The sequence below is a fragment of the Neobacillus vireti genome (genome assembly GCF_001026695.1).
GTDB classification, from domain to species: Bacteria; Bacillota; Bacilli; order Bacillales; family Cytobacillaceae; genus Neobacillus; species Neobacillus vireti.
On the sequence record NZ_LDNB01000017.1, the window covers coordinates 436,684 to 448,840 of the forward strand.

Below are 12,157 nucleotides of genomic sequence, written 5' to 3' on the forward strand. Positions count from 1 at the left end.
GCTCCCGCAGGAGTCTCGCGCCTTCCACTCCCATCAACATTGTGCTCAAAATCACCAATAGCCATTTAAGAAAGCGCCACTATATGTGGCGCGTTTTACATTTTCCAATTGCTAATTATTCTGTAATAGGACGGTGGCTGTTTGCCTTTGATTTTTTAGGAGCAGTAGCTGTTTTACCAGCATCACCTGGTACCAAGAAGATAACAGATAGTATTGCAATTATGCCAAATATAACATTTACGACCATACCAATTGCACCGGCTGATGCAAGATTTCCACTTGCTGCGATTGCACCATAAGTAGCTGCGGAAATTGCAACGCCGAATGCACCACCAAGTGAGCTTGCCATTTTATAAACTCCAGCTGCTTGTCCTACTTTGTCAGAAGGAGCATTCGATACAGATGTATCCGTTGATGGAGTAGCATAAAATCCAAGTCCGAGACCAAATAGTGTAAATCCAATGAATTCAGAAATTATATAACCAACACCTGGTAAGAAAGTTAAGCCCATCAATGCCACACCGATAGTCGTAATGATGGTACCCCAGATCATTGGTAATTTCGCGCCTACTTTTTGTAAAATTTTCTCTCCGACACGAATCATCACAAGCACTGCTACTAGATAACCTAGTGATAACAAACCTGCTTGGAATGAACTCATTCCACGACCTACTTGTACATACGTATTAGCTACAACTATCGCACCAGCAGTTGCATTTAACAAGAAATTGGAAATAGTCGCACCAGTATATGCCTTATTTTTAAATACAGCAAAGTCAATCAGTACGATTTTTTTACTATTTTCAACTTTTATGAAAACAATCAAACCTATGATTGTGATAATGATAAGAACAATGGAAGTCAGGCTTGTCCATCCAAGAGTCGGTCCGAAATTAATAAATACATTCAGAGCACACATGGTGATGATAAAAATGACTAAACCAGTGTAATCGAATTTAAAACCACCTTCAGATTCTTGTTTACTTTCTGGTGTAGCTTTCAATAGCAGCATACCAAGAATGGCAACGATGATAGAAATGATGAAAATCCATCTCCATCCCAAAGATGAGGCAATGGCACCGCCTAAAAATGAGGCAATCCCTGTTCCTCCCCAAGAACCGATAGACCAGAAACTTAGAGCACGTTGGCGATCTGCTCCCTCAAAATAAGCTTTCATTAAGGCGATGGTTGATGGCATAATAGCTGCACCCGAAAATCCTGTAAGGATACGTCCAATAATGAGCAATACGGCTCCGTTAGCAAAAACTAGACAAAGTGAACCAATGATACTTAAAACAAAACCAATATTAGCCATCTTTTTACGACCAACTATATCTGCAAGTCCACCAAAAGCAACGATAAACAATCCTGAGAACAAGGACGTTAAACTAATGGCAATGTTCACTGTTCCGAGTGAAACGCCTAAATCTTTTTGAACAGAAGGAACCACATTTAGCAATGCTTGTGCAAATAGCCAGAATGTAAGAACACCAAACACAATTCCTATGATCATTTTATTTGTACCTTTGTAACTTGTTTCCATAATTGAACCCCCTATTTAGTTTTTTGCTAACCGTTAACTGTTACAAAAAAAATATCATTCCTACAGAATAGTATTTGATAAAAAAATTGGCTTGATTCACAAGGAATGAAGAATCTTCTTGTAGTTCATAACGGTTAACTCATATCTTGTTTATGTCCCTATTATAGAAAAAACAGCTAATGAAACTGAGTCTTTTATTGTTTTGTTTTGATGTATTCTTGGTCAATTTTTTAAACACCCTTCAATTACAACGAAAAATAGCCGTCGATTTTTGACATTCGGTTTAATTTAATCAAAAAAGCCATTGATTCTCATCAATGGCTAAACTGTATTATTCAATTACTTTACGAATATCGAAAAAATGGATGGCGTTTGTGGTCATATAGGAATAAAACACCCAATTTTCCTCAATAGACTCATCGAATATTTCTAATGATGGCTGACTTGAACGGGTAATATAATCAATAATCTCAGCATCCATTCCATGTTTACTGCCCAATTTCCACCAATTCGTATACAAAGCCCCATTGTCCTTGTCAAAAATGTACTTACGAATCTGATACTCACCTTGCTGCATGCCGGAAATTTTCACACGAATATCTTTATTTAGTTTTTGCAGAAACGCTTCCTCAATTGAAAAATAGGGATTGACGTAATTGCAATTCATGAGGACGAGCTGGTAGCCTAATTCCGTTTGTGTCATGAAATAATCCTGCCCCTTTGCAACGACTTCTCCTTGAAGCTTGTTTGCAAATAACATCGAATAAAAGGCAGGCCGCTTTCCATTGAAATAATGGAATAATTCCAATCCTTCAAGACGGATCCTTAGGTTCATTTTATCCTCTTCATGTAATTCAGTATTAATCCAAAAGGCCAGTGAATCGATTTCATTGGTTAAATCTAAAGCATTTTTTAACACTAAGGCACCCCTAAAAAACGTGCCGTTTGTGTACCGGGTATTTCCGGAAAGAGTATTCCACGATACAAGAAAAAACGGTTTATTGATCTGATGCTGCTTTAAGAAACCTTTTATCTTGTTTGTTTTTTCCATTATGTAATCCTTGGCTAATGAAAAGCGATAATCGCCCATTTCGTTAAAATCAATCACTTCATTTTGGTTCGCATGATAGCCAATAAAATCAATCCGGCCTTTTTCTTCTAACTGCCATTCATGCTCTTTCGGAATTTTTTCGTCATGAAAAGAAAATGGCAGAAATACACCGACCTGAATTCCAGGTACATGCTGTTTAAGGAGACGATATAGTTTTAGATAGACCCGGTGTAAGTCCGTTGCCTTCACAGCTGTATAATAGGGCTCATTAAACATAAAATGCCATGTATTTAAGTAATTTTCTCCATAAACCTGCAAACAGTGTTTTAAAAACTTTGTTAGTTTACTAAAGTACTGTTCTTCGTCAATGGAAATTTCTTTATAATCTACCCGTACGAACAAGGAGAGATCATTTTTTTTCATAAAATTTAACGCACCATCCGTGTTAAAGTAAGGTGAGGTCGTGGCAAACCGTTCATCAGTTTCCACAGTAGGAAGGATGGTCGCCCCGCTAACCAAATGGCGGATTCCAATAAAGCGTAATCCCAATTCTTCTTTCACCATCAACACTTGCGAGCGCACATCTTCCTTTAATAATTCCTTTAATTCCCCAATAATAAGGATGTTTTCAGGAAGGTTGACTGCCCCCCTTTTTTCATGTAAAAGTTCAATTGCCAATTCTTCATAGCGAGTTTCTGTATTGACATACATTTTGTCACTGGCCGTTAAGATCATCCCTAACTTAGTCAAAACTTCCGGAGACTTCATCAGTGTTTCTGAATCGTGCAAATGATAGCTGTGAATGGAATCCACTTGTTGTTCAGGGGAATGAGTTTCTCGGTATTCATGCGGTGTCACACCATAGCTCTCTTTAAACAAATTTGAAAACGATTTTGTGTTTGGAAATCCGTTTTTCATCGCAATTTGCGAAATCGAATCCGTTGTATACAGTAAGTCTTTTACACCATGTTTCAGCCTAATATTCATTAAAAATCGGCTGAAACCCATTCCCATCTTTTGTTTAAAATAGCGCGATAAATAGCCTGTTGAAAGGAAGGCCTTTTGTGCCATTTCTTCCAAGGTAATTTGTTGTTCATAGTTTCTTTCCATATAGTCAATGATTTGCGTTAACCGCTGATCATCTGCATCGATTTTTTCGAAAGCGGTGCCTTCCCCACTAAAATTTCGAATAAGAATTAAAAGAATTTGACAGATGGTTCCTTGAATTTCAAGCTTATAGCTTTCATCCCTCCTTAAATAGGTAATCATCATTTCCGCAAGCAATCGCCTGATTTTGTCAATCTTTAACTCCCGGCCCATTTCGACCTCTCGTGAAAAGCATTGAAACCGACGCCTGTGATAGTCAGGATAATAGCGATCGATAAAGGCATCCGTAATCGTCAACAGCAACACACAATTATCATTCGTGCCATGCACTTGATATAGCTGATTTCGATTAAGAAGCAGTAAATCATTTTCAGCTAATGAATAAAAGCGGCTATTCGTTTCTACTGTTAGTACGCCATTTATAACAAATACAATTTGAACACCTCTATTTACCTTTGGCGCTCCATATTCAATCCTTTTAAGCTCAAGAAAAAAATCTAATCCTTGGTCCTCCAACCCATTCACCTCAGTCCTCATTCCTCATTCCAACACCCTTAAGGTCATGGAAACAGTACTTATTTTACTATTTATTGAATTGTTTTTCCCCCAAAGCGTTTTGCAAGTCTGCGATTTCTTTTTGAATTTTTGCGAATCCCGTTATTTCTGGAATCTTCTTTCTCACTACAGATTGTTTATGTTCAACTGCGCTTGCCATTGATTCAAATACGAATACTATTTGGGCGAGGCCACTACGCAACCCGTTTTCTTGGAAAACATTTGATTTATCAATAGTATTCTCCAATAGCTCTAATCTTTTGCGGTTTTTTTGAACACCAAAGAAAAGAGACCAGACATTAATATCCGGTCTCTTTTCTAATATTTCGTGGATTACGATTGATTCTCACTCAATGCCCCCGTTTTTGATGGGATGAGGAAGCTCAAAACGACAGTAATTAAACTTAAGCAAAAGGCATAGAGAAACACGTTCTGCATTCCAACGATTATGTTTGCTGCATGGTTAATGAACAGCCCCATCACCGTAACGCCGATGGATGTCCCGATATTTCTTAAGAACATTTGCAGTGACGTCGACACTCCTTTGATTGAAGAATCGGCAAATTCTTGAGAAGCAATCGTTCCTACCGCAAACAATAAACCAAACGAAACTCCCTGCACCATCAGGATAATAAACAAATTCGTATAAGATAAATCTTTAATGAATAAAAATAGTGCGAATCCCGATATGGCAGTAATAAAACTTCCGACAATAAATAAAGGTTTATAGCCAAAACGGACAATCCAATTCCCAGCAGGAGTGCTGCCAAACATCCAGCCTACCGCAATACTTAACAGGATCAGGCCGCTCTTATAAATACTCATATGTGCGCCTTCCTGCAGAAACAATGGAATAAAGTTCGATGTCCCGAAAAAGGATAGGCAGTACACGAGCATGAACAAGTTGGTCGAAAATAACCCTTTGTTTTTAAATAGAGCAACTGGTAGAAAGGGATGCGCTTCTTTTCGTTCCACTAAGACAAATATAATCAAACCAATAACTCCAATAATTGCGTACCAGAGCGGTTTACTCATATTTGTCGCTAACAATAACAGCGTAATCGATGCGCCGAATAGGAAGAAACCTTTAAAGTCGATATGGGTCTTTTTAACTTCAATTTGTTCCTTATAAGGAAGTAAGCATAGCACAGTGGCAATGCCGATTGGAATGTTGATAAAGAAAATCCATCTCCAAGTCAAAGCTTCGACGAAAAACGAGCCTAAAACAGGACCGACAATCGAAGAGAGTGCCCAAATGGTACTGAAGACCGCTTGAATCCTACCCCGCTTTTCAATCGTAAACAAGTCCCCGACGATGATCATCGAAAGCGGAATCATACCGCCAGCCCCTAGACCTTGTACACCACGATAAACTACGAGCATAACCATCGAATTCGCCATTCCACAAAGAACCGATCCGATTGTAAAGATTCCCACGGCGATAATTAGTAGTCTTTTTCTCCCGTACATATCCGATAATTTCCCGTAAAGCGGGACCGTAACCGTACTTGCTAACATATAAACAACAAATATCCAGGCAAACAGCTCCATGCCGCCAAGCTGTTTGACAATCGTCGGACTTGCCGTTTGCATAATATTTGCATCCAAAGCCGAAATAAGGGTTGTAATTACTAAAGCCCAAAATACAAATCTATTTTTTCCCATAAATGCCTCCAAATACTTCGAAAAATATTTCCTCTTTTTTACATTTATTTATTTCACTTCTACTATTATAACAAAAGGCAACTTATTAACCTACCTATTTTTTAGAGACAAGTTTCTAATTTAAAAAGCTTGAGGATTTGCCCTCAAGCCTTATTTCGCCAGCATTTTATATTAATTACTCTGAGTCTAAAAATTTTTCGATAAAGTTTAATGCTGATAACTCATTTCCTTTATCAATAACTGTTGGGTAATCGTAGGTAAAATGATTTCTACGGTGGTTCCCACTTTTTCCTTACTTTGAATGGTAAGCTTACCGTGATGACTTTCGATAATTTTAAAGCAAGTCATCAGGCCAAGACCGGTTCCTTTTTCCTTAGTGGTATAAAAAGGCTCTCCAAGTGTTGGAATCCGATCCTCCGGTATCCCAACACCTTGATCAACAATCTGTATAGCAACATGACCATCACCTTTTGCCAATACTTTGACCTCAATATTTCCACCGACCGGCATGGCTTCCACAGCATTCTTAAGCAGATTGAGAAAAACCTGCTTTAACTGATTTTCTTCGCAGCTTATCATTGGCAAATCACTTTCATATTCGACAAAAATCTGAACATTCCTCAAAATAGATTGACTATTAAATAATGTTACCACATCTTTGATTAATACCTTTACATCTTTTTCTACTAAAACAGCTGCCGACGGTTTGGCGAGAACCAGGAATTCACCTACAATTTCGTTGATTCGATCAAGCTCAGATAACACAATATCATAGTATTCATCTTGAAGATGGTCGGATTTGAACAACTGAATAAATCCTTTTATCGAAGTAAGTGGATTCCTTATTTCATGAGCAATGCCGGCTGCCATTTGACCGAGCAAGGCAAGCTTTTCAGACTTTTGCAACAGTTGGCTCGTTTGTTCTTTCCTTTCAGTAACATCTTTTCCAATCGATAGGATTGCCGCTTTTCCGCCAAAAACAATGGACAACGAAGAAACCTCGAAGAAAAACACCGTCCCATCCAAACGCTTTGCTTTGTATTCAATGGTGTTTACCGGCTGTTTCGCTTTCTTAATCTGCTTAAATCGTTCCATCAAACGGTTCTCATACTCAGGAACAATGAAATCAGTAATAAATTTACCGATTACCTCCTCTTTATTTGTCGCACCAATCATGGAAACTGCCGCATGATTAGCAAAAAGCAGCCGATGCTCGCATGTTACATAAACGGGTTCAGGCAATGAATCGATCAATTGCTTATAGCTGTCCTCACTGGCACGTGCATTTTTTTCATAGAATCGTGCCTTATCATATTGCCAGCCAACAAACCAAGCAATTACGGTAAAAATAACAAAATCTAGCGTAAAAAATGGATTATTATGGATAAAGTGCTGATAGCTGGTAAATAAAATGGAAATTAACACGAGAAAAGCTTGTCCGAATTTATTCATTTCTTTGTCCTCTTAATAGGCATATTTACTTATATTTATTCGACAAAATCCTACTCCTTTCCTTCACATTTTTTTAAAAATGAAATTTTATGAAAAAAAGAACAGAGGTAATGGAGATGTTTGTTTGGGGATATGTCTATACACTCCTGCATATAGACACATAGACTATCTTGTATGAAAAATGGATGAGGAGAGATCAATAATGGAAAAAAAGCACTATGTAAGTCCTAATACTGTATCAAACCAACCGATTGCAAATAACATGCCCAACATGCCGTTTGTGAGTCCAAATATAATGCCAAACCAACCTGTTTTCCCAGCTAATGTCCCAAATATCCCTTATATCGCACCACAAGTTTATCAGCAGCCAAGTTGTTATCCGGTTCAAGAACCTTGTTGTTATCCAATGTATGATCCGTGCTGTCTGCCGCCGATGAATCCATGTTGTCCGCCGCCGATGAATCCGTGTTGTCCACCGCCGATGTATAACCCGTGCTGCCCGCCAGCTTACAACCCATGCTGTTTTCCAATGTATCACCCTTGCTGCTAATTAGCGGATGGACGTCAAAATTTCTGAAATAATCCACCTCAAAGGTGGATTATCTTTTTGTTCAGAAATTACAAGGTATCGATTGGTTTTAAAAAGCTGCCTATCACCTGTAAAAACGCTTCCGGTTCCTCGATATACTGTAAATGGGCGCTATTTTCAAACACATGGAATTTCGAATCAGGTGTTAAACTGCTGTAATACTGGGTAGTTTCCGGAGTTGCCTCATCAAAACGCCCGCATGTGAATAGCGTTGGGCAGTTGATTTCCTTTAACCGCGAAGTACAATCGAATTCTTTCAGATTGCCCAGCACTGTGAATTCAGACGGTCCCCACATAATATTATAAATTTCAGGGTTACGATAGTGTGACCCTTGTGATAAATGTTCCGGCCTTGGGATCCTGCAAACGAAATGATTGTTAAAAACCTCGATTGCCGCTTTAAATTCCTCGGAATCGGTTGTACCATTTTCTTCACAATGTTTGATTGTTTCTTGAATTTCGATTGGCAGCTTCTTTAGATTGCGTTTTTGGTCTTGTTCCCATAATGGAGCGCTTAGGCATGGACTAGAGAAAATAACACTTTTCACACCGCATGGTTTCGTTAAACAGTACGCAGCTGCAAGTGTTGTTCCCCACGAATGCCCTATAATATGTACTTCATCAAGATTCAATGCATTTCTAACCTGTGCTAATTCTTCCACAAATCGATCAAGCCGCCATAGCGACGTGTCAGTAGGCCTGTCCGATTTTCCACATCCCAATTGATCATAGAAAATAACCGGGCGATCTTCCGCTAGCGCTTTTAACCCTTGCAGCGAATAGCAAGACGAACCTGGCCCGCCGTGTAAAATAATCACAGGTGTTCCAGCTGCTTGTTCATTAAAAAGTTGATACGCGACCTTGCCTCCGGTTACTTCAATTAAGCCCTCTTGCAGCACAAATGTTTCCCCCTTTTAAATCCATAATACCCAATTTTACCATACTGTGCAGCAACACTGTTATATTTTTTAACATTAAAAAAGGAAAGTCCGATTTGTCCTTCCCCTCAAAAAAGATTTTATATAGTTGGTTCATTTCCTGAATGATTCTTAAATAAATGAACGACGAATGTACCCAAGAATACCGCGATTAAAATACTAAAGAATATGACTTCATTCATATAGAATCCAAATGCTGCAATGATCATTTTTACTCCTATTATCGCAATAAGAATAAACGCGGTGGTTTCAAATTCAGGAACTTTTTCAATTAATACCAGGAATAACTGAGCTACCCCGCGCATCATTAAGATCCCCAGCACCCCTCCTAAAAACAACACCCAAACTTGATTTGAAACACCAAAAGCTGCTATCACACTGTCAAAACTAAAAGCAACATCCATCAGCTCCACAGTTAAAACGGTTCTCCAGAAGCCCATCTTTTTATTTTGAACTCCATCTTCGACTTCCTTTTTTTGAAAAAAGTTTTGGAAGACAATCCATAATAGATAATGCCCGCAAACAATTTTAATCCACGGAATGTTGATTAAGGAAACCCCTAATCCAATCGCGACAACCCGGAAGAAATAGGCGCCAAAAATTCCATAAAACAGGGCCTTCTTCCGTTGTTCAGTTGGCAGATGCTTGACCATCACCGCTAGGACGAGGGCATTATCAGCAGATAATAAGCCCTCAAGAATAATAAGGGTACCAATTATTCCCCAGCTAGCGGGATCCGACACTACCTTCTCAAAGGTTTCCAATGAAAAAAATGTACTATAACTATTTATTATCTCATGTAGGAGTTCCACCGGCATGTTTCCCCTTTCCGTTTATTGACCTTCCCTTTTAAACCAAGGAATCGAGATTAAAAGGTTAATGAACTGCTTTTTATTTTCCAATGTGAATCTACAGCTTGTACCGATAATACACAGAGAGGGCACATTGTTAGGACACTCTACTTTATATGTATGTAAGATGTTTAAATATATGAACCAAAAACCAATTTTGGACTTGATTATCGCTTTATAAGGACAATTATAAGAAATGAAAAACACACGATTTTCGAATGAAATAGCGTGTGTTTCAACAAGTTGACCGGTTTAATTTTCAAGTAAAGTATTCTAGTTTTGCATGCGGGAAGAACTTTTCCATATAGGAATATAGCTTACTTTTTATCTCCTCTTCTTCCTCTTTTTGATAAATATATTTGCCGATACCATATTTCCCCCATTTATATCTCCTGGAAGACTCATCCAATTCTAATTTCGTCATCGGGTAATTTTTTTCAATCACTCTCTTTGCAGGTTTGGTGAACCTGTGTTGAATGAACTCAAAGGTAATATCCTTCCTTGCTTCCAGCGGCAACTCGGCATCGAGACGTTCAAACATATGATAGTAGCCATCCTCCCAGCCTTCATGCAGGTATATGGGTGCCACGATAAACCCTAATGGATAGCCGGCTCTAGCTACTTTACCAGCTGCTTCAATTCGTTTCGCTAGAGGAGAGGTGCCTGGCTCAAAATTTTTAATCACATAATCGGCATTGACACTAAAGCGAAATCTTGTTTTTCCATTATGTTTCGCATCCAGTAAATGATCAACATAATGAAATTTTGTCACAAAACGCAGCCTGCCAAGATCCGTTTTACCAAAGTGTTCGATCGCCCGCTTTAACGTATGCGTTAGATGATCGAGGCCAACAATGTCAGAAGTACATGATGCTTCAAACCGTGTAATTTCAGGGGCACGTTCCTCCATATACTGATCGGCCGCTTCCAAAATCTCATCCACATTGACGTAGGTACGAATATAAGGCTTCGATCCCATTGTTGTTTGCAAATAACAATAATGGCAATGTCCCATACAACCGGTCGCAAAAGGAATCGCATATTCCGCAGAAGGTTTCGATGTATCAAATTTAAGTGTTTTTCTGATGCCAACTACGAGTGTTGACTTTGCAATTCGGTACCGTTGAAAATCAGTATCACCAGGAAGATTTCTGACTTGATTATGTGAAGTGGTGTAGCGAATTTCCACATCCATTTTCTCGAACTTTTCTTTCAGCTCCTGACCGAGAGGATATTCCAATGCCTTTGGTTCAAAGAAAACAAGCTGCGGAGTAAATGGTTTATTCATACGTCGATCCCCATTCTATTCATATCCAAAATACTGTTCAAACGCCTGCATAGCATCAGCTTCACTTTGGTAGACAGCCATTTCGTTTGTTAAGGGATAATAAGTTTCATACAGAAAGATGGCCAATTCATTAGGATTCTCCGGATTTTTCACAACGGCCGCTTCCTGTATATTTGCAACATTTTGTATATGAGGATTTCGGTAAAAGACGTATACAACGTCTCCTGGATTATAGGAGGCATACTCTTGACTTATTTCCATACCTTCACCTTCCTATTTTTTCTAAAAAATCATCACTATCGGGCATATAATATTCGATTATGAAGTAGAATTGTCCGATCGATTCGTCAACCCCTCTGCGCTCTGATCCGGTTGACCATAGCCAGTAACCTTGCCTGCATGTTCTTCATGATACTTTGAACCAGAACCGGGTTGATTGCCGAATTGCCCTTTTTGAGTATTACGGTTAGCACTTTGCTGATTTGACAAGATAACACCTCCTTTGTTCATTAGGATTTGTTACATCCCTTAACTTATTCAAAGCCTTATAAAAAGAGAGAAAATAACATTTTCCAAAACCTTTTTGGAGATAGGTATTTTTTAAAAAAACTAGTAAAGAATAGTAACAGATCTTTTGAATACAGGAGTGAATTGAAAATGATTAAGTTGCAAACGGAAATTGAGGGCAAAAGGGCATATTTTGGGGCAGTTCGCGATATCTTTCATTCAATGGGATGTAGTTTTTGCAGTAATTTTGATTATGACCAAGGGAAATTTGATGCATTGTTATATCGTGATGGCGGAGAGTCTATTTATCTAAGAGTTCCTATCTATGTTTTAGATGGTGCTTTAGATCATACCAATGCGTTAATTGAGTTTGGAACACCTTTTGTCATCAAGCATGTCGTAAATATTGGATTAGATCATGATGAAAACTCCTTCGTAACTGCCACCACAGGACTTGAACAATTTCAATCGCCATTGGATAAAGACGGATATATTTATGATAAAAGCAGATGGGAGAAAGCCGGTAAAGAGGCAATCCAACAAGTTTATAGTTCGATCAACGGATTATTAGTTTCTTAATGACATTCTTCGGAGGAATTCACGTTCAAGAA

Annotated in this window: 12 protein-coding genes; 1 reads left to right on the forward strand and 11 read right to left on the reverse strand. The window is 38.6% G+C overall.

Annotation, left to right across the window (positions count from 1 at the left end):
- Positions 1–115: 115 nt before the first annotated feature.
- The 11 genes from AA980_RS22285 to AA980_RS27365 all read right to left on the reverse strand — a co-directional run bounded on the left by AA980_RS22285 (position 116) and on the right by AA980_RS27365 (position 11,528).
- A complete protein-coding gene (locus tag AA980_RS22285) occupies positions 116–1,546 on the reverse strand; it encodes an MFS transporter (protein ID WP_328586683.1) in 1,431 nt (476 codons plus the stop codon).
- A gap of 328 nt (positions 1,547–1,874) precedes the next feature.
- The gene (locus tag AA980_RS22290; RefSeq protein WP_024027586.1) at positions 1,875–4,238 is read right to left on the reverse strand and encodes a helix-turn-helix domain-containing protein; all 2,364 of its coding nucleotides are present in this window, start codon (positions 4,236–4,238) and stop codon (positions 1,875–1,877) included.
- A gap of 46 nt (positions 4,239–4,284) precedes the next feature.
- Positions 4,285–4,503, reverse strand: a complete 219-nt coding sequence (locus tag AA980_RS22295) for a hypothetical protein (protein ID WP_024027585.1) — start codon at positions 4,501–4,503, stop codon at positions 4,285–4,287.
- Positions 4,504–4,589: 86 nt separating this feature from the next.
- Complete coding sequence (locus AA980_RS22300; RefSeq protein ID WP_024027584.1) at positions 4,590–5,921, reverse strand: MDR family MFS transporter; 1,332 nt, start codon at positions 5,919–5,921, stop codon at positions 4,590–4,592.
- 207 nt (positions 5,922–6,128) lie between these two features.
- Complete coding sequence (locus tag AA980_RS22305; RefSeq protein ID WP_024027583.1) at positions 6,129–7,373, reverse strand: ATP-binding protein; 1,245 nt, start codon at positions 7,371–7,373, stop codon at positions 6,129–6,131.
- Positions 7,374–7,693: 320 nt separating this feature from the next.
- Positions 7,694–7,903 (reverse strand): hypothetical protein, encoded by a 210-nt coding sequence (locus tag AA980_RS25945; RefSeq protein WP_024027582.1) that lies wholly within the window; start codon positions 7,901–7,903, stop codon positions 7,694–7,696.
- An 88-nt stretch (positions 7,904–7,991) separates the two neighbouring features.
- Entirely contained in the window at positions 7,992–8,861 is an 870-nt protein-coding gene (locus AA980_RS22315; protein ID WP_024027581.1) for a proline iminopeptidase-family hydrolase, read from the reverse strand.
- Between the two features lie 119 nt (positions 8,862–8,980).
- Positions 8,981–9,712: a TerC family protein gene (locus AA980_RS22320; protein ID WP_024027580.1), complete on the reverse strand. Its 732-nt coding sequence runs from the start codon at positions 9,710–9,712 to the stop codon at positions 8,981–8,983.
- A 298-nt stretch (positions 9,713–10,010) separates the two neighbouring features.
- Complete coding sequence (gene splB / locus AA980_RS22325; protein WP_024027579.1) at positions 10,011–11,039, reverse strand: spore photoproduct lyase; 1,029 nt, start codon at positions 11,037–11,039, stop codon at positions 10,011–10,013.
- 15 nt (positions 11,040–11,054) lie between these two features.
- Positions 11,055–11,300 (reverse strand): transcriptional regulator SplA domain-containing protein, encoded by a 246-nt coding sequence (locus AA980_RS22330; RefSeq protein ID WP_024027578.1) that lies wholly within the window; start codon positions 11,298–11,300, stop codon positions 11,055–11,057.
- Between the two features lie 57 nt (positions 11,301–11,357).
- Entirely contained in the window at positions 11,358–11,528 is a 171-nt protein-coding gene (locus tag AA980_RS27365) for a hypothetical protein (RefSeq protein WP_156351171.1), read from the reverse strand.
- A 168-nt stretch (positions 11,529–11,696) separates the two neighbouring features.
- Between AA980_RS27365 and AA980_RS22335 the strand changes: the two genes are divergently transcribed.
- Positions 11,697–12,125, forward strand: coding sequence for a YugN family protein (locus tag AA980_RS22335; RefSeq protein ID WP_024027577.1), 429 nt, complete (start codon positions 11,697–11,699; stop codon positions 12,123–12,125).
- The last annotated feature ends 32 nt before the right edge of the window (positions 12,126–12,157 follow it).